The organism is Mesorhizobium sp. WSM4887 (assembly GCF_029625865.1).
Classification (GTDB): domain Bacteria; phylum Pseudomonadota; class Alphaproteobacteria; order Rhizobiales; family Rhizobiaceae; genus Mesorhizobium.
The window spans coordinates 473,825-497,837 of sequence record NZ_JARTVP010000002.1 but is presented as its reverse complement, the minus strand read 5'-3'; the positions used below and the strand labels follow the sequence as shown (position 1 = coordinate 497,837).

The 24,013-nt window shown below is 62.1% G+C and carries 18 protein-coding genes and 1 tRNA gene; 5 read left to right on the top strand and 14 right to left on the bottom strand.

The features are described 5' to 3' along the window. Positions 1-4: 4 nt before the first annotated feature. Positions 5-811 carry an E2 domain-containing protein gene (locus P9230_RS10800; RefSeq protein WP_278118805.1) on the top strand — a complete coding sequence of 269 codons (807 nt, stop codon included), beginning with the start codon at positions 5-7 and terminating at the stop codon, positions 809-811. Between the two features lie 8 nt (positions 812-819). Continuing rightward, positions 820-1,404, top strand: a complete 585-nt coding sequence (locus P9230_RS10795; protein ID WP_278118803.1) for a Pycsar system effector family protein — start codon at positions 820-822, stop codon at positions 1,402-1,404. 11 nt (positions 1,405-1,415) lie between these two features. On the opposite strand, the gene P9230_RS10790 is transcribed toward P9230_RS10795, so the two are convergent. The 10 genes from P9230_RS10790 to P9230_RS10745 form a co-directional block, all read right to left on the bottom strand. Continuing rightward, positions 1,416-2,327 carry a TIR domain-containing protein gene (locus P9230_RS10790; protein WP_278118801.1) on the bottom strand — a complete coding sequence of 304 codons (912 nt, stop codon included), beginning with the start codon at positions 2,325-2,327 and terminating at the stop codon, positions 1,416-1,418. A 9-nt stretch (positions 2,328-2,336) separates the two neighbouring features. After that, positions 2,337-3,032 (bottom strand): adenylate/guanylate cyclase domain-containing protein, encoded by a 696-nt coding sequence (locus tag P9230_RS10785; protein ID WP_278118799.1) that lies wholly within the window; start codon positions 3,030-3,032, stop codon positions 2,337-2,339. Between the two features lie 318 nt (positions 3,033-3,350). Continuing rightward, positions 3,351-3,515 (bottom strand): hypothetical protein, encoded by a 165-nt coding sequence (locus tag P9230_RS10780; protein ID WP_278118797.1) that lies wholly within the window; start codon positions 3,513-3,515, stop codon positions 3,351-3,353. A gap of 356 nt (positions 3,516-3,871) precedes the next feature. Next, positions 3,872-4,801 carry a DUF2493 domain-containing protein gene (locus P9230_RS10775; RefSeq protein ID WP_278118795.1) on the bottom strand — a complete coding sequence of 310 codons (930 nt, stop codon included), beginning with the start codon at positions 4,799-4,801 and terminating at the stop codon, positions 3,872-3,874. 318 nt (positions 4,802-5,119) lie between these two features. Continuing rightward, positions 5,120-6,169 carry a toprim domain-containing protein gene (locus P9230_RS10770; RefSeq protein ID WP_278118793.1) on the bottom strand — a complete coding sequence of 350 codons (1,050 nt, stop codon included), beginning with the start codon at positions 6,167-6,169 and terminating at the stop codon, positions 5,120-5,122. Between the two features lie 62 nt (positions 6,170-6,231). Then, a complete protein-coding gene (locus P9230_RS10765) occupies positions 6,232-8,325 on the bottom strand; it encodes a ParB/RepB/Spo0J family partition protein (protein ID WP_278119453.1) in 2,094 nt (697 codons plus the stop codon). A 167-nt stretch (positions 8,326-8,492) separates the two neighbouring features. Beyond that, a complete protein-coding gene (locus P9230_RS10760; RefSeq protein WP_278118792.1) occupies positions 8,493-9,683 on the bottom strand; it encodes a DUF932 domain-containing protein in 1,191 nt (396 codons plus the stop codon). A 441-nt stretch (positions 9,684-10,124) separates the two neighbouring features. Further along, a complete protein-coding gene (locus P9230_RS10755) occupies positions 10,125-11,486 on the bottom strand; it encodes a DUF6538 domain-containing protein (protein WP_278118789.1) in 1,362 nt (453 codons plus the stop codon). A 129-nt stretch (positions 11,487-11,615) separates the two neighbouring features. After that, positions 11,616-11,692: transfer RNA gene (locus P9230_RS10750), tRNA-His, on the bottom strand. Positions 11,693-12,035: 343 nt separating this feature from the next. Then, positions 12,036-12,494 carry a phasin gene (locus P9230_RS10745; protein WP_066989279.1) on the bottom strand — a complete coding sequence of 153 codons (459 nt, stop codon included), beginning with the start codon at positions 12,492-12,494 and terminating at the stop codon, positions 12,036-12,038. Positions 12,495-12,542: 48 nt separating this feature from the next. On the opposite strand from P9230_RS10745, the gene P9230_RS10740 reads away from it, so the two are divergent. Then, positions 12,543-12,752, top strand: coding sequence for a hypothetical protein (locus P9230_RS10740; RefSeq protein ID WP_278118787.1), 210 nt, complete (start codon positions 12,543-12,545; stop codon positions 12,750-12,752). Beyond that, the gene (locus P9230_RS10735; protein ID WP_278118785.1) at positions 12,742-16,641 is read left to right on the top strand and encodes a PAS domain S-box protein; all 3,900 of its coding nucleotides are present in this window, start codon (positions 12,742-12,744) and stop codon (positions 16,639-16,641) included. Before P9230_RS10740 ends, P9230_RS10735 begins: the two co-directional genes overlap by 11 nt. 255 nt (positions 16,642-16,896) lie before the next feature. On the opposite strand, the gene P9230_RS10730 is transcribed toward P9230_RS10735, so the two are convergent. Next, on the bottom strand, positions 16,897-18,858 hold the full coding sequence (locus P9230_RS10730) for an acetoacetate--CoA ligase (protein WP_278118782.1): 1,962 nt from the start codon (positions 18,856-18,858) through the stop codon (positions 16,897-16,899). A 260-nt stretch (positions 18,859-19,118) separates the two neighbouring features. On the opposite strand from P9230_RS10730, the gene P9230_RS10725 reads away from it, so the two are divergent. Next, positions 19,119-21,011 carry an AsmA family protein gene (locus P9230_RS10725; protein WP_278118780.1) on the top strand — a complete coding sequence of 631 codons (1,893 nt, stop codon included), beginning with the start codon at positions 19,119-19,121 and terminating at the stop codon, positions 21,009-21,011. Positions 21,012-21,043: 32 nt separating this feature from the next. Here the strand turns inward: P9230_RS10725 and P9230_RS10720 are convergent, their stop codons facing one another. From P9230_RS10720 to P9230_RS10710, 3 genes are read right to left on the bottom strand one after another with little or no spacing between them, the layout of a single operon-like run. Beyond that, complete coding sequence (locus tag P9230_RS10720) at positions 21,044-21,862, bottom strand: ABC transporter permease subunit (RefSeq protein ID WP_127248315.1); 819 nt, start codon at positions 21,860-21,862, stop codon at positions 21,044-21,046. Continuing rightward, the gene (locus tag P9230_RS10715) at positions 21,859-22,821 is read right to left on the bottom strand and encodes an ABC transporter permease subunit (RefSeq protein WP_095781919.1); all 963 of its coding nucleotides are present in this window, start codon (positions 22,819-22,821) and stop codon (positions 21,859-21,861) included. The genes P9230_RS10720 and P9230_RS10715 overlap by 4 nt, the downstream gene beginning before the upstream one ends. Before the next feature lie 10 nt (positions 22,822-22,831). Next, the gene (locus P9230_RS10710; RefSeq protein WP_095801098.1) at positions 22,832-23,971 is read right to left on the bottom strand and encodes an ABC transporter ATP-binding protein; all 1,140 of its coding nucleotides are present in this window, start codon (positions 23,969-23,971) and stop codon (positions 22,832-22,834) included. Positions 23,972-24,013 lie beyond the last annotated feature (42 nt).

Sequence of the window (24,013 nt, the reverse complement as noted above, 5' to 3'; positions counted from 1 at the left end):
GGCAATGTCGGCCCTCGCCCTCCTGGCCGAGACTGCACGCGACAACCACTCGGATCTGGTGACGCTGAACGACAATGTTGCGGTCTTTGCCGTTCAGCCAGTCAACGCGTCAGGTGCACCCGCAACGCGGTTTCTCATCAAGGTCATTGATACCGAAGACAAGATAGTCGCGAAGGAGGCAAAGACCGAACACCTCCCCTCCTTCTGCCCGGAACGCCACATCAACTTCGACGGCACGTTCTGTCTCTATTGGGCGGAGGTGGAACCACACGAAATCACAGACGCGGAGGCCGCCGGGAGATGGTGGGGAAAGTTGCTCATTTTCCTTATCAGGCAGCGCACTGCGGCAGCGCTCCGACGTTGGCCCGCGAAAGGCGAGGCACGTGCTCACGGATCCGAAGCGGCAAGGTACCAAGCGGCGGCTGAAGCGAGCGCCACAAGGTTGGGCGGGGCTTTCGAGAGGGCTTTGAAGGAAAGGCGTCTCACGACGTTTCGAAGGAGGCTTGGCGGCCACGATCGATTGCGGCTTCTGCTCGACGGCAGGAGGCTGCTCACTGTCGACATGGAGAGCGGTCACGTGATGACCCTGCGCCAAAGGTGCAAGTGCGGCCGAGGAAGCGGATTGCCGATGGCGGCATGCTCCGACCATGCGCGGGTATTTGCCGACCTCGCGGCGGCGCTTGAAGGCTGGCGGTTGGCGGAGGCGAAATTCTTCGACGACTTCAAGGATACGCCCTTCAAGTGCTGCGGAACGATGGACGAGTGCCCCCTTAGGGACCTCGTCGGCACTCAACTGGCAAAAGCCGCATAGGAAATGCGATGGCTAAGAACGATCAGCAGGAAAGTTATGAAAAGGCCTTGGCTGCCAATCACGGTCGAATGATGGACCTTGTGAAATTCGCGGAAGCCAAGAACGCCGCACTGCTCACGTTTTGCTCCGTTTGGATGGGAACTATTATCGGAATCCTTCGCTCTGCGGATGAGCCTCCAATGGGCTATCGAACTGCCTTCCTGGTGGCGCTACCGCTGCTAGCCGTGGCAGCGGTGGTGACGCTCACGTCCTTCCTTCCAAGATTGCTGCACCATCTCCGCTCTGGACGGAAGGAAACTAGCAACCTTCTTTACTTCGGGCACATTGCATCCCTGGAAATCGACGATTTCGGTCCGACTGCCAAACAGCGATACTACCCTGTAGAAGGCGAATCCTTGACCGACGAGTATCTGGATGATCTAGCTGTCCAGGTGGCCGTGCAGGCACGCATCGCTAATCGGAAATTCAAGACCTTCAACGCAGCCGGCCGCTTAGTCCTGGCTTCGTTTATCTGTATGGCCGCTCCTCCGGTCGTCTGGACCGTCCAAGTAGTCTGGAATGCCGGTCAGAACTGGGTATCCCTTCTCCACTAGACCAGGAGCGATTATCCGTTGAACGGACCTAACCTGTTGATGTGGTCTCGCAGTTCGTTGCAGGCTGGGCCCATCAAAGCGGCAGCATCTTCCCCGGGTACATAACGATAGGGGATCGTCGTCACGCCGGCTAAGTCGCTTGGAAGCTTCACTTTCTCTTCTCGGGGCTCCATCAAGATCGCGCGCTGACGGTTCAGGCGACCCATAAACAGGCCTAGTTCGAAAACGACGTTATCTCGGGGGCTGGGCCAGTCCCTGCCTCTGCTTTCCGTCATGTCATCGGCATGCGCGACTGCAATTGCGAAGTCGCACTTTTCCAACTCGTCCTCTAAACTTTGGAGAGGATAGCTGGCGACTTTGAACACACCATCGGTCCACGGGACGACCAGGAAGTCTCGGCTTAATGCGTTCTGAATTATCCGTGCGACAGCTACAGCCTCGCCTGACGAAATCAGGAAAACGCGAATTTTGTCACGATATGTACCGATCGTCGCGTTCCGCTGCAACAACCGCTTGGAGAGTTCCTTGGCTATGAAGCGGTACATTTCCGGATAACGGGAGGCGATTTCGGTGAATCGCCCTTCGCTCAGTCGCGCTACGATGGAAGCTTCGCTCGCTGCGACCGTCGCCGATCTTCTCTGGGTCGGCTCAATGGCGGCCATCTCACCAACAACGTCACCGGGGCCCCGAGCAGCTACCCGCCGGCCGTTGACAACGACTTCGAACGAGCCTGCGATGATGAAGTAAACGCCATTGTCATCGCCGTCTTGCCGTATGAGTGCCTGCCCCTTTCCCAAGGCGATCAATTCAACGGCATCAGCCAACTCTTCGGCCAACGCACCATTGCCCGAAACCAATTTCTGGCCGCGCAGAGCTTCCACTCGAAGCCGCCGCCCGCCCTCGCCGATGAATCTGTCAATCACCCCAAGCCCTCAGAACTTCCAGTAGTAGGTAGATGAGTAGACCTTGTCGTTATCGTGCCTAGACCATTTCCATGATTTCCACATGTTCGTTCCGTTCGAAAGCTTCTGATCGTCATCCAAATAATCATACACGCGATCGGTAATCCATGTCGGGTAATCTGCGCTTTCAGCAGTCAACTTGGCCGCTAGGTTTGCTGAATTTCCGACCCACACAAGATCGTTGTCACCTCGAACTCCCGTTCGCGCGACGTGTATCTCGGATGTGTCTATGCCCACCACATGCTTGATTGCATAGGTGCTGTCCTTGTACTGACTCTTTAGCTCAGCTTGTACAATGTGCTTGACAGCATAATTGATTTTCAGAGCACATCTCACCGCGTCGTTACATTGACGTTTGCCGCTGAAGATCCCCATAACGCGATCTCCGTCATAGGAAACAATGGTTCCGCCCGCGTCATTTATCAATCGCGACGCAGCATACAAATAGGTCTTGTAAACCTCGGCGGCAAAATGCCACTTCTTTGTCTTAACTAGGGACGTAGACTGGTCCAAGTCGGCATACAGTACCGTGGCTCGAGAAAAATGGACCGCGTCGTTGCCCAGCTTCAGGTCGCTTGGCTCTGGGACTTTCTCTCCATCGCGCGTATTCCAGTTGGTCTTAAAAGTGATGGATGCGTTATTCTTGATTTCATCAGCAATGCCCATATCGCCCCTCCGATGCCGTCAGCTCTAACGATTCTCGATACAAAAGCAACTTTCGCTCTAAGGCAGTGTCTGAACGCGCCAAGAGCGCTCGAAGATTTTTAGCTACAAGCGGATTTTGTCTTAGCGTCAGTGGGATACTTTGTATGGAGGTCATCGCTAGCGAGCGGTTGACACTTGTTTTGGTCTTGCGGCCCCAAGCCGCGAGATCGGGCGAGCTTGGGCGATTGGTGCCACACAGAACGGCGAATAGTTAATTGACCTGACAAATTAATGGCTGCGGCACAGTTAGGTGCGTCTCGCTGCCCTGCCCGGCTTTGATCAGGTATAAGGGTCGATTTCACGGACGATCTGCGAGGCGTCTCCGTCATATTCGTCCGCGGGCACAACGGTGAGCGTTCCGTCGCCGGCGCGGAAGATGACGATGCTGACCATAAGGCTGGTGGCGAGGCTGAAGGCGAAGGCGTTTGCTTCTGAAAGCGACATTGATCCGGCTCCTGCTTGGAAGCGGGGATCCATCCCCGCGTGACAGGCGCCCGATGTGTCCGGCCGAGGGCCGCAATCACCGTGGAGGCGAAGCTGAAACGGCGGCACGCTTTGCGTAGTCCGACCCTTTATGGGTTGATGGCATCAGGCCTTCGGATGGACCAAGGAATCGCGCCAATGAACGCGGGGATCGGTTCACAGTTTCGGTTTCCAAGAGCCGGAGAGTCGTGAAGCTAGATGCAGGCCCGCTCGCACTCATCGTAGCCGCACCAGCAACTGCTGCCGCCGGACATGCTCCGGCAACAGCATTGGCATAGGGAGCATGTCGTTTGTCTCGCGTCGACAGAGGGAACTGCTCAGGGCGCCCCGAATTTCATGACCGGGATGCCAAGCTTGCGGGCTTTGTCGGCAAGGTTGTCCTGTATGCCTGTGCCGGGGAACTGGATGACGCCTATTGGCAGCGCGTCGAGCACGGCGTCATTGCGTTTGAAGGGAGCGGCTTTGCCGTGCCTGATCCAGTCAGGTTTGAAGGCGATCTGAGGGACCTTGCGGCTGCCAGCCCATTTGGCCGCTATCAGTTCAGCGCCCCTGGGAGATCCGCCATGAAGCAGGACCATGTCCGGATGCTTGGCATGGACCTGATCGAGCTTCGCCCAGATCAACCGATGGTCATTGAAATCGAGCCCGCCGGTGAACGCGACCTTCGGCCCCGGCGGCAAATGCAACTGGCGGTCGGCATGGCTCTTAGCGGCGAGGAAATCGCGGCTGTCGATCATCGCCGCGGTGAGATTGCGGTGATTGACCTTGGAGCCAGCGCGCGGGCGCCAAATCGAATGAGTGTAGCGCTCGAAGTGCTCAGCAGCTTGGTCACGCATCAACTCAAAGGCATCACGGCGTTCGAGCAGTGTCTGACCTTGGGCGGTGAGCCGTTCAAGTTCGACTGACTTGACTTCAGTTCCGTCCTGTTCCCGCTGAAGGCGCTTTTGCGAGACCTCGTTGTCGTCGAGTTCGCGTTCGATCCGATTGGCCGCGCGATGGAAAAGGTTGACAGTGCCCCAGAGCAATTCCTCGAGGTCAGATTCGAGGCGAGTGTCGCAAAGTGCCACCGCGAGGGCATCGAAGATGTCGGCAATGCTGGCTGTGACCACGCCGGCCTCGGGGAGTGGGCGCGGATCGGGCTCGTCCTCGAAGGGCCGGTAGCCGTAGAGTTGGAGTTCCTGCAGGACATGATCGGTTGAGGATGACGCGTGCGGTGGCTCGAAGTCGAGGTGATCGTGGTCGCTCATGGCGGCTTCCCTTGTGAGGATCGGCCGCGACCATCGCGGCCTTCAAGGCGACGAGAGCGCCGTGCGGTTCGGGCTTGCACCCGCGGCGGCAGCCAAGGGCCGGAACGCCAGTGGAGGATGGCGAGGCACGGCTATTTTGTATCGCGATGGAAAGGCCCGCAGGGCCGCCGGAAAATAACCGGGCGCAGCCATTGCCAGACCAGACTGCCCGGCGCACCGATCGCCCTCTGGAAGGCCGTGGCGCGGTCCTCTTCCTGCAGAGGAGCTCAACCTTCGGCGAACACGGCAACGGCAGGCCAACGCTCGCTCTCTTCCCGGTCAGGCCGCCTGTGCCATGAAGCGGTCGACATCCTGGGGCGAGATTTGCACCCGCAAGGTTGCTTTGAGAGCATTGAGGCCGAGCAAACGCAGGTCTTCGTTGAAGTCGCCGAGTTGCGGCGTCAAGATGATCGCTTCGATGCCGACGCAATTGGCGCGCTCGACCAGAGTCGCCACGGCTCCATCCCCGGCTGGGTCGTTATCGCGCGCGATGTAGAGACGCCGCAGGGTGTCTGGGAAGAGGATGGCCGACAGATGCGCCGCCGACAGTGCTGCGATCACGGGCATGGAAGGCAGCATCAAGCGTTGCGAAAGCATGGTCTCGATCCCCTCTCCGGCTGCCATCACGTCGCCGCAGACACCAAATCGGACCGCGTGCCCCAGAAGGTCGCCCATGGCTCGTCGGGGAGTATCGATCGGCGCCCGGCCGAGGTGATCCTCGCTAAAACCGGCCGGATCGAGCCAGGTGCGATGCGCGCCGGTGAGCCTGCCATTGAGGTCGGTCACTGACGCGATCATTGCGGGCCAAGTCCGGGTGGGTGCTCCCTCGTCGCCACGATAGTAGCAGCGCGGATGAAATCGAAGACAATCCGTGTCATGCAAGGCCGCTATTCCACGTGCGCGCAGGTACGTTTCCACGAGCGTTCGGGAGATCGGCCGCGAAATGGAGAACAGCTTTCTTGCGGCTTCGACAGAGCCCGTCGCAGCAGCCGACCGCTTCTCGCGTTCACTGGAATCCGGAGTCAGGTCAGGCATCGACAAAAATCTGCGCGCTTCGTCGGCCACGTCCTTGAAATCAACCAATCCGTTCGATTCCCGAATGATGTCGAGCAGATCGCCATGCTCGCCAGTGGCAGCGTCGGTCCATTTGCCGGCCGAGCCCTTGGGAGAGTCGTTCAGCCGCACGTACATCGATCTCCCTGGCATGTTTCGGGCGTCGCCAACCTGCCAATAGTTGCCCTGGCGTCGGCCATTTGAGAGATAGTTGCGACAGACCGCCTCCGCCTGGCGGCCGAGACGGCGTGCAAGGTCATGGGAGTTTCCCGTCACAGCAAGCCTCCAAAGGAAAAGGCCCGCCGTTGCCGGCGGGCCAAGTAAAGACTCGGCAGAGCTCATTCAGCCGCGATCGAGCGATCGGCCGTCTGGGCTTCGTCAGTTTCAGCGAACGCGTCGGGTTTGGCCATGGCCGTTTCGCCGTCGTTCTCCGCCGTCACTTCGACGACCGCTTCCGACGCTGGCGTCTCGTCGACCTGTGCCTCGCGCACCGGTGTGCGCAGCGGCTCGGGCAGCCAGCCGCTGTCGGCGATCAGCATCTCGGCCTCGCTCGCCATGTCACCTTTCTTGAGGTGCGCTATCCGGTCAGCAGCCGGTTGACCCTTCGCTTCGGTGACCGCCTGGAGGATCCGCGCCTTGGTCACGCGGCCGAGGAAGTTGTCGACGGTCGGCCGCCAGCCGGCCACGGTCATATCAAGGTCGACAGCCTGGGCAAGCTGGTCGGCATGGGCAAGCGCACGTGGCCGCCGGTTCCACGCTTCATGCACAGCGTTGACCGAAAGGCTGACAACATGGGCGAACAGCGCGGCTCGGCGAGCGCGATCCCATTCGCCCAGGGTGTTCCACAGTTCAGTGGCTTGCTTTGGCAACACCTTGGCCCAGTCATCGTGTCGGGCGTTGATCGCCCGTGCACACAGGCTATCGTTGAGCCCTGGAGCTTGGGCACCGAAGCTAATGCTCTTCAGGTCCAACTCCAGGCAACTGTCCGATCCATATTGGTAAAAAGTCTTCAGCGTGAGCACGTGCAGCGCCGCGAGAAAAGCGATTTCAGGCTGTTCGCCGAGCGCATGGCGCAGGCCAAGAGTTCGATGTGCGGTCAGTTCTGTCATGAGCCGGTCTGAAATAGGCGACAGGCCTTCTTCCTCCTCCGGCTCGGCCATCGGTTGGGTATCCGACGAGATGCTGTCGCCATCACGGATTGCCGCCGTCGCGGGAAGCTCATTCCCCTCTTCAGCCGGTCCGTCATCGACCGGGAGTTCGTCCTCGGGGCGCACATATCCGCGCTCGACGCGCAGAGAGCCGTCAGGTGCGATGCTGACGAAGGCCCCGGCGCGGGCGATTTCTGCAGGTTCGAAGGCAAGCGGCCGGGCTTCGAAGGATTCGAGCGCAGTCTCCAATTCAGCGAGACGCTGATCGATTTCATCCGGAAGGTCCTCGACGCTGTCATGTTCCTCGAAAAGACGATCCTGTTCGGCCTTGAGGGCTTCGTGTGTCGCCTGCTCGTCGGCAGTAAGCGGCAACGGCTCGCCGCGAAGCTGGCGGAGCCCGAAAGCGTGGCCGTAAGCGAAGTCGGGGGCGACCTCGGTCCACTTCCAGCCTTCGACGCGAATCTTTTCCGCCTCGCGTTCCAGCTTGTCCGCGACCAGCCGATCTACCAGCACGACGTCCTGCAGCCAGCCGCCGTCATCGCCCTGGAAAAGGTCGCGCATGATTGTCCCTCCGGCATCAATGTAGGCGTCGATGCCGATGAACTGCGCTCGCTTGTCCGACGCGCGGACCGCGCCCTCGGTCAGCATCCGCCGGATGGCATACGGCTGCTTGTCGTAGGAAGTCTTCAAGCGCTCGAATACCTGCTCCTGGCGTTCATGGTCGCCTGAAACAGTAAACGCCATGAGTTGATCGAGCGTCAGGCCGTCTTCCGCGTAGACGTCGAGTAGCGCCGGCGAGACGGAGGCCAACTTCAGGCGTTGCTTCACGACACTGACGGAAACAAAGAAGGCGGCAGCAATTTCCTCCTCCGACTGGCCTTTCTCGCGCAGGGTGAGAAAGGCCCGGAACTGGTCGAGAGGATGGAGGGGCGCGCGTTGGACATTTTCCGCCAGCGAGTCCTCTTCCGCAATGCCATCCTCGCGCACGACGCACGGGACCGGCGCGGTCTTGGCGAGGCGCTTCTGCTTCACCAGAAGGTCCAGCGCCCGATAGCGACGGCCGCCTGCCGGAATCTCGAACATGCCGGTTTCCACACCGGCCTCGTTCTTGACCGGCCGCACGCTGAGGCCTTGCAGAAGTCCACGGCGGGCAATGTCCTCGGCGAGTTCCTCGATCGAGACGCCAGCTTTCACGCGCCGTACATTCGCCTGGCTGAGGACAAGTTTGTTAAATGGAATGTCGCGCGAGGGCGACAGGATGATCTTTTTGGCACTGGTAGTCATCATGGATACTCCGCGACGGGCGGCCGAAAGCCTCTCTCTCGACCTCCAACCCGTCACGAAGCGCAGCGCCGCCCTCTGACTCTGAGGGTGGCGCCGCGGGACCATGAGAAAGACGGGCAAAAGCGATGACACCGAAGAAAAGGTTCGCACTTCCCGGCGCCCGGAAGTTAGGCCGCCCTGTCGAGCAGCTTCTTCGCTCGCGCCTCGAGATCGAGCCGTGCATCCTGATGAACCTTGTCGCGCGCTACAGCCGTGATGCCCTGCACGAAATCAAAAACGCTTTCGGGCTTGCGGCCTTCCTCGGTCAGCACCGTCTCGATGATCTTGCCGGTCTCCGCTTTAGAGAAGCCGCGCTTGCGCAGGAACTCCATGCGATCATCGTCGGTCCGGGCCACGATCCGCTCCCGCGCCGCCTTGATGCCGTTTACGAAGGGCATAGGTGAAGAGTTTGCGAACCGGGTCAGCGCCGGCGCGGCTTCGTGCGCAAAACGGGACGCAGCGTATTTCGAATGGCGAATGGCGATCTCTTCGAAATCCTCAACGCCCCACAGATTGCGGTTCTGGCATACGGCACGCAGATAGAAGCTCGCGATCCCGAGCGTCTTGGCGCCAACCTCAGAGTTCCAGCAGTAGAAGCCGCGGAAGTAGAGATCGGGCGAGCCATCTGGTAGCCGACCAGCCTCGATCGGATTGAGATCGTCGACGAGGAACAGGAAGACGTCGCGGTCAGAGGCATAGAGCGTCGTGGTGTCCTTCGTGATGCTGGCGCGCGGGTTGTAGACTCCGCTCGACCAATCAAGCACGCCGGGCACTTTCCATCTGGTGTCGCCTGTACCGTTGCCGGCGATGCGCTGCACGGCAGAAACGAGTTCGTGGTCGAAGATGCGGCCGTAGTCCGGGCCGGTCACCGCACGCAGTTCGACACGCCCATCCTCGATCTCAAGCGTCTTGACCTGCTCGGCGCGGTGGGATTTCAGGCCATACTGCAGATTGATGCCGGCGAGCGGTGCTGGGAGCTGACGCAGATAGGCCGCAGGAGCGCCAACCAAGCTCGCGAGCTGGCCGAAGCTCCAATGGGTCGGGGCGGTCGGAAGATCGGAGCCCGGCAACACCAGCGTCAGGCGCTCGGCATCGTTGCGGCCCGCCTCGACCCGAATGGCTGCACTTTCCACCGTCCGCGTCCGGCTGCGCTCGGTCCGGATCTGAACCGTCTCGAACAGCTCCGACAACGACAGATAGCGCTCATCGGCCGGCCGCGAGAACCATTCCGAGGAGACACGGCCAATCCGCTCGCCTCGGCTCAGATCCACCTTATAGCCGCCGGAACGATCGCGGGTGGTGTCCAGAACTTGTGTCATGGGTCATCTCCATGACGGGCGCCGGGAGCCTCTCTCCCAGCCCTCAACCCGTCACGGAAAACCCGACCCGCGCTCTCCCTCTTGTTCCCAAACGTGGGTAGCCGCAGCCGTCATCATCGAGCAACCCTCCTATTTGCACGCCGCAGCCGCCATTTGCCGCGTGAAAAAGGGCTGCCCCTTCCTTCCCTTTCGAATGTTCGCCTAGCTTAAGACATGCCGCGTCAGTGGATTTGGAAAGAGGTACGGCGGTGAAGCGCTATGCGCCTTCGCCCCGGCCGATCACCGCCGAGCGTATCGAGCGCGCGCTCGACCGCGTAGCGGAAATCATCATGGCGCGAGGCGAAAAGGGCGAGGCATGGCTTCCACTATACGACCATCTGGAACGGGCCTTGCGGGATCACCAGGCCAAGGAAGAACGTCTCGAAGAAGTGCGCCAGCGCGTTATACGATCGCGGGATCGAATGGCAGCGCGATCTTCATAAGTTCTTCCTGCCACATCTTCATGTCGCCACCCTCGCCATATTTCGGACGATCGATGGTATGACCCATCAGCATGCGGCGAAGCTCTTCATCCAGCCTGGCGTTTTTCATCCGGTCTTCAAAAGAGTGGCGCAGCGAATACACCGTGTGCTCGCTTGTCGGAAACAGTTCGTGTTTCTTGAAGTGCTTATTCACTGCGGCCGACAGTTGAGCTTCGCGATCCTTATATCGGGGAAACCCTTGGGGATGTCTCTTGAACACTTCAAGCGCTACGCCGACCAATGGTACCCTGCGTACAGATGATTCCGTCTTGATCTCGCGCGGATCCTCAGGGTCTTCCCTGGGCTCAACAGAGATGTGAGGCACTTCGTGATCGAGATGGATGACACCGGCATGCAGGTTTGCGAGTTCGCTCGGCCTGCATCCTGTCTCGACGAATGCCAGGACGATGCCTCGAGCCTGATCGTTGAGCTGCGTCAAAGCGCCTGGCGCCAGGATCTTGTCCTTGATCCAGTCGGTTGGGAACGGCGGCCGGCTGCGTTTCGACTTGTCCTTGAACGAGAGGTCGGCAAACGGGTTTTTCTGTTCCGGGAAGCCTAGATGGCGGTAGTAATCGCCATAGAGCGTTCGGAGGTTGCCCATGTTGCGGTTGCCGGTCGACGCCGAACGGTCGCCCGGGCCCTCCTCTGGCGCCACCCGATCCAACCAGTATTTGTGGACCTTGCGCGCGTCTTCACGCGTGATCTGGCTCATTGGCTTGTCGTCGACCAGTTCGATGAACACGTCTACGCTCATCTTACGCTTGGCTTTCCAGCGCTTGCGCTGATCAGGGCTTTTCGTGCGCAACTCATCACGGACTATTTCGGTGAAGTACAGTTGGAGCGCCTCGGATATCTTGTCGTCAGCCGGTGCCACCATGCCCGTAACGGCATCAATGGCGGGGGATTTCGTCGGTTCCGCGACCGTGCTCTCGACTCGCCGCATGATGGTCTCGAGGGGCTCGGAGGCAAGAATTTCGCCAAGCGGCCGGTAAACGAACCCTAGCGATTCTGCTCGCTTCACAGCGAGCTTGTAGCGCGCCTGCGCAGCTTGAGGATTTTCTCCAAGCAGCAATGCCGCCCAGATCCCGTTGTCCGCGGCCTCGTGGAGGTCGCGCGCGGTTCTAGCCTTTGATCTATCCCGCGTGTCGAGCGAGCGACGAACGAACTGGCCGCGATCATCAAGGCCCCTGACCTCTGTGGGGACTCGGCGTCGGTAATGGAAATGATCGCCCCTCAGGTGGAGGTAGCGGTCAGGATCTTCCTCTTCGCGCCTTCGTCCCATGCCTCGCAGCTGCCATTTGTATCACAATAGGTAGCACAATTGGTGACACAAAATCGCGCACGGAGCAAGCCATGAAGACCATATTCAGGTTTTTATGAAGTAAAACCAGCGGCTTGCGGGAGAAGCCGATGGTACCGTTGGCTGGGCTCGAACCAGCGACCCCCAGATCCACAATCTGGTGCTCTAACCAACTGAGCTACAACGGCACATCCGCCTGAGCGCAATCCGAGGAGAAAATCATTCCCCGTGTCCGCTCCGTCGTCGGCGATGCGTCCAATACGGATTATCGGAGTCTAATTCAAGGCCTTTGATGAGGCAAAGATCCGATGAACGAACCCGCGCAGTCCTGATTGGGCAAAAGAAAAGGCCGGCGGGAGGAGGTGCCGGCCTTTTCCTGTTACGAGCCAGCGGGAGGAGGAGCTGGCTGGTCACCCCGGAGAGCAAAGGGAGGAGGTTTCACACTCCGGGTATTCATCTCATCAATTCATCGCACATCTATTTGTCTGACGAAATGCGACGTTTTGATGCATCGTTGAGTTGCGCCTGAAATCAGGCCGCCTTGATGTCCTTGAACGCCTTCTCGAAAGCGGTCTTCACCGGCTTCGAGACGTCCTCGACAGCCTTGGAGGCGACGGCCTGAAAGTCCTTGGCCTGCTCGACGGCCATCTCGGCGCGCTTGCGCAGGAAGGCAGTCTGCAGCTCGACGACTTCCGACAGCGTCTTGGCGCCGACCAGGGCTTCAAGGTGCGAGAAGCTGGCCTCGGCATTGGCGCGAAGGATGGCGATGGTCTTCAGCGAGACATCGCCGGAAACGGTCTTGGCGGTCTCGTAGGTCGACTCCAGAACCTTCTGGGTCTCCTCGGCGCCGTTCTTCAGTTTGGTGTAGGCTTCTTTCGACTGCTCGACGCCCTTCTCGGCGAAGGCGCGGATCTGGTCGGTGGCCTTGGAAGCGTCAAAGCTCGGGAATTCAACGTTCTCGATGGTCTCGGTCTTGGCAGTCTTGGACATTTTCCAACCTTTCAAGGGCAGCGGCTTTGACGGAAAGCCGTCTCGTTCATGTATGATGGCAATATAAAGGCAAGTTTTGTGCATTGCAATATCTTTGTTGCACTGCACCATAAAAAAATCGCCGCGCCATTAACCAAGAGCCCAGAGATTTCGGCCGATACACGGCATGGCTTGTGGACCTTGGTCCCGTACGCTTTTATTAACAAAGCGTTAACTCAAAAAGCCCGCCTGGAAGGTCTGCCAGCGCATGCCGCCTGAAAACTACTCCTTCCTCGACGTCGCCGTGCTCGACGCGGTGCGCCAGCGCTTCGCCGCCGGCGACGCGCTTGCCATACTGTCGGCCGATCTCGAGCAGGTGATCTGGGCCAACGGGCCAGGTGCCGCGGTATTCGGCTATCCGGAAATCGAAGCAATCATCGGCGCTTCCGCGCGGCTGCCGCTAATTGCCAGGCGGCAGATCATGGCGACCAGCGGCTTTCCGGATATCGGGAGCGACCGCGCCGTCACCGTGCGGCTGGCGACCGGCATGGTCAGCCGCGCCGTCGGCTTGCTCGCCAGCGCGGTAACGATGCCGGACGGCGAAAAGGCGATCATGCTGGCGATGCCCGCGGCGCAGACTGGCTCGCGCGGCGCCGCCGAAATAGCCAGCCGCGCCATTGGCGGCTTCACCGAGGCCGGACATTTCATCGCCTTCGTCGACGCCCAAGGCCATGTCGAGGCGGCTTCGGAGGGATTTGCCGCGCTCGGCATCAGGCCGGAGACGCTCGCTGCCCTGGTCGCGGACGTGGCAAGTGCTGGAGACCGCATCGTCAAGCGGCTTGTTCCCGGCGCAAGCACCTCGTACCCGGCCGGGCTTGCGCGCTTGACCGACGCGCGCCATCTCCTGGTGGTGATCGACGAAGACCAGCTCGACGGCGAGCGGAACGACCAGCCCGACGCCGGTAAGTCGGCAGCGCCGGAAGGCGCGCCCACCGTCTCCGAAGACAAAAACACCACAGTCATCGCCGAGCCGAGCCGAGAGAACAATACCCAGTCTCCGGCCGCGGCAGAGGGCGAAAAGGCAGACGCGGTCCCGGCAGCGGCCACGGATGACGCCCAGCCAACGCAAGGGACCGCGGCCACGGCCGACCACGCGCCGGATGCTGCGCTGGCAGGCGGTGCCGGCCCGGCGCAGCATGACCATTGGTATTTCAATGCCGGCGGCGACGACGTGAAGGGGCCGGAGAGGCCGCCACAGATCGGACCGGCGGAGGTCGCGGCCGCAAGCCGGCAGCACACCGCCGGAACGGCGGCGGCCGAGCCGAGCGCGGCGCGCAACATCGACCGTTCGGCGCCGCCGCTGCGTTTCGTCTGGCGGACCGACGCCGAAGGCAAGTTCAGCGCACTGTCGCCGGAATTCGCCGACATCGTCGGCAAACCCGCCGCCGATGTGATCGGTCGCCGCTTCAGGGATGTCGCCACGACGTTCGGCCTCGACGCATCGGGCGAGATCGCCACTCTGCTCGAGCGGCGCGATACCTGGTCGGGACGCTCGGTGCTGTGGCCGCTGGCGGGCACGGACCTGAAGATCCCCGTCGATCTTGCGGCGCTGCCGGTCTATGGCCGCAGCCGCGCCTTCGAAGGCTTCCGCGGCTTCGGCGTCGCGCGCAGCGCCGACGCCGTTGTCGACCCGGAAGCGCTCGGCATGGCGCTGGTGCCCAATGGCGCCGCTCCGACAGAACCCGAACCTGCCGCCGGGCAACCCGCGGCCGAGCCGGCGAAACCTGCCGACCCGTTCCTGGGCGAAGTGCCGGCGCTGACCATCGTGCCCAAGCCGGAGCGCCGCTATGCCGACAAGGTGATCCGGCTGGCCGAGCACAGGCAGCCGGCCAACGACAAGCAGCCGGGAAATGACAGGCCGGCGAGTGAGAAAGGGCTGTCGATCCTCGAGCGCAGCGCCTTTCGCGAGATCGGCGAGCGGCTGCGGAAGGACAGTTCGGGACCGGCCGAGCCGCCAAGCGGCGCAACCGCGGGTGCTCAAAAGCAATCAGATGCGGCTGCAACCGCCGACAAGGCTGCTCCCACGGCCGAACAACCGTTGGCCGGTGAGAGGAAGACCGACCACTCCGATCTGAACGCGACTGACGCGACCTCGCCTGAGCCGGCCATACCGGAAGGTAACGAGGCCATTGGTACGGCCGAAGCGGAGACCGAGGCGGAAGATCAGAAGGATCTGGCTCGGCTCGACGGCCTCGATGTTCCCGAGACAGCCGCTGGGAAAGACGAAACGCCCGCCGCCTCCGGGTCGCTGCTCAACTATGCCGGGCGCGAGAAACCCGCCGATGAAGCGGAGGAAGCGGCGGGTTCCGACACCCGCCAAACCGCAGCGGCGGACAGGGCAGCCGAATCGACGGCCGAGCGGCCGGCAGCCGAAGCCCCTGCCCCAGAGGCAGGCGCTGGCGACGACGACGGTATGACCGCCGACGATTTTCGCGACGCGGAAGACAGCGAGGACTGGGCCGGTTCCGACCGGGACGGCGCCCTGCCTGCGCCTGAACAGCCTGGCGAAGCAAAAGCGCGGCCACCGAAAAGGCCGCGCCTCACGGTGCCGCCGCTCAAGCTCGAGGGCTTCGTGCCCTCGGCTTTCTCCACCGGGGAAGGCGACAGGGCTCCCGACACGTCCATCCTCGCCAGGCTGCCTGTGCCGCTGCTCATCCATTCCGGCGACGTGCTGCATTATGCCAATGAGGCGTTCCTCGAACTCACCGGATACGACGCGCTGGAAGACCTTGCCGATGCCGGCGGGCTCGGCGTGCTGTTCGCCGACCATTACGCCGATGATGGCGAGACTGACGAAAGCGACCGTTCGCTGAAGCTCACAACCCGCCAGGGCCAGGAATTCCCGATCGATGCGCTCCTGCGCTCGGTGCCGTGGCGCGGCGGCAAGGCGCTGATGCTGGTGGTGCGCCGCTCGGGCGAGGACGAGGCGCCCTCCTCGCATCTCAGCGCGGCCAATGACGAGCCGAACCAGCAGCCGGACGTGTCCGAACTGAAGTCGCGCATCGCCGAAATGCGCACCATCATCGACACCGCCACCGACGGCGTGGTGCTCATCGGCCGCGACGGCAACATCCGCTCGATCAGTCGCCCGGCTGAAGCCCTGTTCGGCTTCGACAGCGACGAGATCGCCGGCAAGCCCTTTGCCTCGCTGTTCGCCATCGAGAGCCAGCGCGCGGCGCGCGACTATCTTGTCGGCCTTTCCGAACCTGGCGTGGCGAGCTTGCTGAACGACGGGCGCGAGGTGATCGGCCGCGAGGCGCAGGGGCGCTTCATCCCGCTGTTCATGACCATCGGCAGGCTGCCCAACGACAGCGGCTTCTGCGCCGTCGTGCGCGACATCACGCAGTGGAAGCGGGCCGAGGAGGACCTCACCCAGGCGCGCGCCGTGGCCGAGCGTGCCTCCTCGCAGAAGACGGATTTCCTGGCCCGCATCAGCCATGAGATCCGCACGCCGCTCAACGCGATCATCGGCTTTTCCGAACTGATGGTGGACGAGAAGTTCGGCCCGGTCGCCAACGACCGCTACCGCGACTATCTGCGTGACATCAACCGTTCGGGCAACCATGTGCTCGACCTCGTCAACGACCTGCTCGACATCTCCAAGATCGAGGCCGGCCAGCAGGAGATGTCCTATGAGGCGGTGTCGCTCAACGACACGCTGGCCGAAACGGTGGCGATGATGCAGCCGCAGGCCAACCGCGAGCGCGTCATCATCCGCTCGAGCTTCGCCTCGCGGCTGCCGGAAGTGGTGGCGGATTTGAGGAGTGTGCGCCAGATTGCGTTAAACATACTGTCGAACGCCATCCGCTATACCCAGGCCGGCGGCCAGGTAATCGTGTCCACCGCCTACGAGACCTCCGGCGACGTTGTCATGCGCGTGCGCGATACCGGCATCGGCATGACGCCGGCCGAGATCGAGCAGGCACTGAAGCCGTTCAAGCAGATCAATGCGCTCAAACGCGGCCGCGGCGACGGCACCGGCCTTGGGCTGCCTCTGACCAAGGCGATGGTGGAGGCCAACCGTGCCCGCTTCACTATCACCTCGACACCTGGCGAAGGCACGCTGGTCGAAGTCGTCTTCCCATCGACGCGCGTGCTGGCCGAATAACGATCCGCAAGACAAGCTTTCGGCCAAAGAAAAAGGCGTCCTGGAGGACGCCTTGGAAATGAGATGCTGTCACAACGGGGCTTGAGCTGAACCTCAGGGGACGAGGAACGGGATTTCTCCCTCAAGTTACACGCGACTATCGGCGCCGTCCCTTAACAAGTCCTTACCGGGAGCCAAAAAAATTTACGAATGTGTACCACTCGTGAAATCTAGGTAAATTGGACCGACACTATTTCTTAACCATGCCGGAGAGGCCTAATCAGCAAGCTGCGGCAGGTTCTTGAACAGCTCCAGCGCCTCGGGATTGGCGAGCGCTTCCTTGTTCTTGATGGGGCGACCATGCACCACGTCGCGCACGGCAAGCTCGGTGATCTTGCCCGACTTGGTGCGCGGGATGTCGGTGACGGCAACGATCTTCGCCGGCACATGGCGGGGGCTGGCGCCCGAGCGGATTCTGGCGCGGATGCGCTTTTGCAAATCCTCGTCGAGGCTCACGCCGGCGGCCAGCCGCACGAACAGCACGACGCGCACGTCGTTGTCGAAATCCTGGCCGATGCAGAGCGCCTCCAGGATTTCCGGCATCTGTTCGACCTGGTTGTAGATCTCGGCCGTGCCTATCCTCACCCCGCCTGGATTGAGCGTGGCGTCGGAGCGGCCATGGATGATCATGCCGCCATGCGCCGTCCATTCGGCGAAGTCGCCATGGCACCAGATGTTGTCGAAGCGCTCGAAATAGGCCGCGCGGTACTTCTTGCCTTCCGGATCGTTCCAGAAGCCGATCGGCATCGACGGGAATGCCTTGGTGCAGACGAGTTCGCCTTTCTCCTGCCGGACCGGCTTGCCGTCGTCGTCCCACACGTCCACTGCCAGGCCGAGGCCCGGCCCCTGGATCTCGCCGGTCCAGACCGGCTCGGTCGGGACACCCAGCACGAAGCAGGAAACGATGTCGGTGCCGCCGGATATCGAGGCGAGATGCACGTCCTTCTTGATGCCGTCATAGACGAAGCGGAAATCCTCCGGCGACAGCGGCGAGCCTGTGGAAGAGATGGTCCGCACGCTTGCAAGGTCGTGGCTGTCGATCGGCTTCAGCCCTGCCTTGCGTACGGAATCGATGAATTTCGCCGAAGTGCCGAAATAGGTCATCTTCTCGGCATCGGCGAAATCGAACAGCGCATTGCCGTCGGGGTAGAAGGGCGAACCGTCATAGAGCAGCAACGTCGTCCCCGAGGCGAGGCCCGAGACCAGCCAGTTCCACATCATCCAGCCGCAGGTGGTGAAGTAGAAAAAGCGGTCGCCGTCCAGCAGGCCGGCATGCAGCCGCTGCTCCTTGACGTGCTGGATCAGCGTGCCGCCGGCCGAGTGCACGATGCATTTCGGGATTCCGGTCGTGCCGGAGGAGAACAGAATGTAGAGCGGGTGCGAAAAAGGCAGCCGCTCGAAGGCGAGCGGCCTGGCGGCAAAGGGCGAGAGCGCTCCTTCCAGCGCCTCGGCCTTGTCGATGGTGGCGGCGGCGACATCGGCCGACGTGCCGAGATAGTCGACGATCAGCACCTTGCGCACGGTCGCGAGTTTCTCGGCCACCGCGCGGATCTTGTCGGCGACCTCGATGGCTTTGCCGTTGTACCAATAGCCGTCAGGCGCGATGAAGACGACCGGCTCGATCTGGCCGAAACGGTCGAGCACGCCCTGTTCGCCGAAATCAGGTGAGCAGGAAGACCAGACCGCGCCGATCGAGGCGGCAGCCAGCATGGCAGCGACCGTCTCCGGCATGTTCGGCATCATGGCGGCGATGCGATCGCCCTCTCTGACGCCGATCGACAGGAAGAGCTGCTGCAGGCGCGAAGTGAGCGCATGGAGCTCGTTCCAGGACAGCCGGCGCTCGACCTTGTCCTCGCCGCGGAAGACGATAGCCACGCTGCCGCCGGTTTTTTTCAGAAGGTTCTCGGCGAAATTGAGTTTCGCGTCGGGAAAGAAGGCGGCGCCAGGCATCTTCTCGCCATCGACCAGAGCCCGCTCGCCCTTGTCGCCGACAAGTCCGCAAAAGTCCCAGACAAGGTCCCAGAATGCCTCGCGGTCGTCGATCGACCAGCGGTGGAGCTCGGCATAGCTGGAGAAAGCCTGGCCAGACTTCGCAACCGCAGCTTTCATGAAGGCGGTCATGGGCGCGGAGGCGATCCGGTCCTGCGTCGGCGTCCACAAGGGGGTGTCGGCAGCCATATCGTTCCTCCCAAAGCGCGTCGCGATTGCGGCAATTAAGCCTGACGTCGCTGCGTCGTTGTCCCAAAACCGGCGTGGCGTTGGCGGACCGGACGGGTTTATCGCTTATGCATACCGCAGCGCAGCAGAGCAAGATTTTGTTGAAATGGCCGGCAAGGACACGGCGCAAACGCCATCGGAGGGCCATAAAGACTTGAAAAGCGTTGGCGCTCGGCTACACCCGTCGGGCGATTTGTCGGCAATGGAACTCACGGGGCGAGATGAGATCATCTTTGATCCGGCGCGGGGTATGGGTAATCGGCGTTGCGGTGCTGGTCATCGCGCTCGCCGTCGCCGCCTTGCCGCTGATTGCCTCGACGCGCATCGTACGCGACCGCATCGCTTGGGAATTGAGCGCCTGGAGCGGCTTTCGCGTGACGATCGACGGTTCGCCGCGCATCGAGGTGTGGCCTAAGTTCCGGGCCATCCTCAGCGATGTGACGCTGTCGCAATGGACGGAAACCGACGCGCCGCCGGTGATCGAAGCCGAGCGCGTCGAAGTCGATCTCTCGGCCATGGCCGCCGTGCAGGGCGACGTCCAATTCTCGACGGCAAGGCTGGTGCGGCCGACGATCAGGGTGGAGCGCAAGGCGAGCGGCCTCTATCTGCCGCCGCTGCCGACCGGCGGCCGCATCACGCGCTCGATCGACACTGCGCGCGGCGTGGTCACCGCGAACCCGCAGAAGCCCGACCTCGGCAGACTCCCTTCCGATCCGTTCGGCATCGTCGAGTTCCGCGACGGCCGCGTCGTGACCTCGGTTGGCGGCAAGGATACCGAGATCCTGAGCAGCCTCAGCGGCCAGGTGAACTGGGCGGCGATGAACAGCGACGCCGCGCTCACGGCGACCGGCATATGGCGCGGCGAAAGCGTCCAGATCGATTTTTCCTCGGCGAAGCCGCTGGTGCTGTTTGCCGGAGGGGTCGCCCCCGTCACGCTCGCCTTCAAGGCGGCGCCCGCCACGCTTTCTTTCGACGGCGTCGCCTCGATGTCGGAGAACGGCTATCTGAACGGCCAGGCGAAATTCACCGCCCCTTCGCTGCGACGCCTGCTTGAATGGTCGCAGGCCGGCATGGCGCCTGGTGCTGCGATCGGCTCCGTCTCGGTCGCGAGCAAGGTGGCGGCCTCGGCGGGGCGCGCGAAGTTCGAGAACACGACGGTGGCGCTGGACAACAACCCCGGCATGGGAGCGCTGGACTTTTCGTTCAGCGAGCCCCTTCCCGTTGTTTCCGGCACGCTTGCGTTCGATGCGCTCGATCTTCGATCGGTCCTTTCCGCTTTCACGCCGATCGCTCCGGCCGGCCAGGCAGGCCCCGGCGAGTTCGACACCGGCTTCGCCGACAAGATCAACCTCGATCTCAGGCTGTCGGCGGCGCACGCCACCGCCGGCCCGATCCAGCTTGCCGATGTCGCCGCGACCGCGCAGGTCAAGAACGGGCTTGCCGTGTTCGACATCTCCGACGCGTCGGCCTTCAACGGCAACATCCAGAGCAGCCTGCGCTTCGACCGCAAGCCGGACGGCACGCAGGTCGAGTTGCGGCTTTTGGCATCGGACGTCGACACCGGCGCCTTCGCCACCGCGGCGGGGATGACGCGGCTGGTGCCGGCCGGAACCGGAACCGTCTCGGTCATTCTGAAGGGGCCGGGCAAGGCCTGGGACTCGATCTTCGAGAACGCCGACGGGTCTTTCTCGGCGACGTTCGGGCCGGGCTCGCTCAACGGCCTCAACCTGCCTGCCTTTCTCAAGCGCAACGAACAGGGCGGATTCTTCGCCCTCGACGACGTCGCCGACGGCTCGCTGCCCATCGACGGCGCCGAGATCAAGGCGAGCATCTCGAAAGGTGTGGCGCGGCTGGACAAGGCCGAGGTCAATGCACAGAAGTACAAGATCTGGCTTTCGGGCATCGCCTCCTATACCGGGCGCGGGCTGGCGCTCTCGGGCGGCATCATCCCGAACGGACAACCTGCGCAGCAACAGCCGGCCCAACAACCGGCTGCCGCCGGTCAGACAGCGGTGCAGGCGCCGCAGCCCTCAAAGCAGTCGTTGTTCTTCGTCGGCGGCAACTGGAGCACTCCGTTCATCTCGCCGATCAGCCGCGGCGTTTCAGGCCAATAGACCAAGGCGCAGGTCGCGCCCGTCTTTGTTCCCTATCCGCGCTGCGCCGCCTGCTCATCGCGCTGGCGCTGGACCGCGCGGCGCTTGTTGGCGATCGAGGCAATGATGACGCCGATCGCGACGACGGCGATCAGGATGGTGCAGGCGGCATTGATCTCAGGCGTCACGCCGAGGCGCACCTGGCTGTAGATCTTCATCGGCAGCGTCGTGGCGCCGGGGCCCGAGGTGAAGGAGGCGATGACCAGATCGTCGAGCGAGAGCGTGAAGGCCAGCATCCAGCCGGAGATGATCGCCGGCAAGATGACCGGCAAGGTGATCTGGAAAAAGGTCTTCACCGGCGGCGCGCCGAGGTCCATCGCGGCTTCCTCCAGCGAGCGGTCGAAGGAGACGAGGCGCGACTGCACAACGACGGCCACGAAGCACATGGTGAAGGTGATGTGGGCGAGCGTGACGGTGAAGAAGCCTCGGTCAAGTCCGACGGCCACGAAGAGCAAGAGCAACGACAGGCCGGTGATGACTTCCGGCATCACCAGCGGCGCAAAGACCATGCCGGAAAACAGCACCCGCCCCTTGAAGCGTGTGTAGCGGGTCAAGGTGATCGCCGCCAGCGTGCCGAGCACGGTGGCAACGGTCGCCGAGATGACGCCGACGCGGGCCGTCACCCAGGTGGCGTCCATCAGGCCCTGGTTGTGGAACAGCGACACGTACCATTTCGTCGAGAAGCCGCCCCAGACGGTGACGAGCTTCGATTCGTTGAAGGAAAAGACGATGAGAAGCACGATCGGCAGATAGAGAAAGGCAAAACCGAGCACGATCGAGGTGATGTTGAAGCGGCTCCAGGTGGCGTTCATTTGCCTTGCTCCTGGGCTTTCGCTTGAGCTTGCTGGAAGAACATGATCGGGACGGTCAGCACCAGGAGCAGGATGACCGCCACCGCCGAGGAGACCGGCCAATCGCGGTTGGCGAAGAATTCGTTCCACAGCGTCTTGCCGATCATCAGCGTCTGCGAGCCGCCGAGAAGGTCCGGTATGACGAACTCGCCGACCGCCGGGATGAAGACCAGCAGGCAGCCGGCAATCACGCCCGGCAGCGACAGCGGGAAGGTGATCTTCCAAAAGGCACCGATCGGCGGGCAGCCGAGATCCTGCGCCGCCTCGATCAGCGAATAGTCCATCTTCTCCAGCGACGAGTAGAGCGGCAGCACCATGAAGGGCAGATAGGAATAGACGATGCCGATGAAGATCGCGGTGTAGGTGTTGAGGATGACCAGCGGCTGGCTGATCAGGCCAGTGGCGAGCAGCACCTGGTTGAGCAGCCCTTCGGGTTTCAGGATGCCGATCCAGGCATAGACGCGGATCAGGAACGAGGTCCAGAACGGCAGGATCACGAGCATCAGCAAGGTCGGCCGGATCGTCGCCGGCGCGCGCGCCATGCCATAGGCGATCGGATAGCCGACGATCAGCGTCAGCACCGTCGAGATGCCCGCGATGATCAGGCTGGTCACATAGGCGTTGAAGTAAAGCGCGTCCTGGGTCAGCCAGGTGTAGTTGTCGAAGTTGAGCTCGCGAAAGCCGGCGAAGAATCCGGAAATGCCGTCGCCGAAATCGAGCACAGGAGTGTAAGGCGGCATCGAGATCGCCGTCTGCGACAGCGAGATCTTGAAGACGATGATGAACGGGACAAGGAAGAAGAACAGCAGCCAGAGATAGGGAACGATGATAACGAGACGGTCAACGAAGCCCTTCGCCAGCTTGGTCGGCAACTGAGCGGCGGTTTCGGCCGAGGAAGGGGCGGCGGCGATGTTAGTCATGGCCGCCCTGTTACCTTGTCAGCACGACGCCGGCGTCCGGCCGGAAGGAGACCCAGGCGCGATCGTTCCAGGTCAGAGGGTCGTCGCTGACGCGGGCAGCGTTCAACGCGCTTGCCCGCACCATCTGTCCGTCGTCGAGCTTGATGTGGTAGACGGTCATGTCGCCAAGATACGCAACGTCATAGACTTCGCCTTCCAGCGCATTGACGGCATCGGCCGGCTTCCTCGACGAGACCTTGATCTTCTCGGGCCGGATCGCGAAGACGATGTCGGCGCCCTTGGTGGTGTCGGCGGCATTCTCGACAACGATCTGCGCACCGGTCGCGCCGGTGATGCGCGTCGTATTCGCTGCCCGCTCGGCAACCTTGCCCTCGAACATGTTCACATTGCCGACGAAATGCGCCACGAAGCGCGACGTCGGGGCCTCGTAGATTTCCGCCGGCGTCGCCACCTGCATCACCTCGCCCCTGTCCATGATGGCGATGCGGTCGGCCATGGTCATGGCTTCCTCCTGGTCGTGGGTGACGACGACGAAGGTAAGCCCAAGTTCCTGCTGCAGGTCCATCAGTTCGAACTGCGTCTCCTCACGCAGCTTCTTGTCGAGCGCGCCGAGCGGCTCGTCCAGCAAAAGCACCTTCGGCCGCTTGGCGACCGAGCGGGCAAGCGCCACGCGCTGGCGCTGACCGCCGGAAAGCTGGTGCGGCTTGCGCTTGGCGAACTGCTCGAGCTTGACCAGCCTCAGCATCTCGGCGACGCGCTTTTCGATATCGGGAGCGGGCATGCCTTCCTGCTTGAGGCCGAAGGCGATGTTCCTTTCCACCGTCATATGCGGAAACAGCGCATAGGACTGGAACATCATGTTCACCGGCCGCTTATAGGGCGGAATGCCGCGCAGGTCCTGGCCGTCGAGCAGAATGCGCCCCGCGGTCGGCTCCTCGAAGCCGGCGAGCATCCTGAGCAGGGTCGACTTGCCGCAGCCCGAGGCGCCGAGAAGGGCGAAGAACTCACGTTCGAAGATGGTCAGCGACAGATTGTTGACAGCGGTGAAGTCGCCAAACTTCTTGGTCACCTTGTCGAACTGGATATACGGCTTGGCGCTCGGATCATTCCATGGCGCGAAATCCCTGCGGATGCTGCCAAGCGATTTCATGTCCCACTCCGGGTCTGTTTCGTTCCGCTGGAACGGTTCATG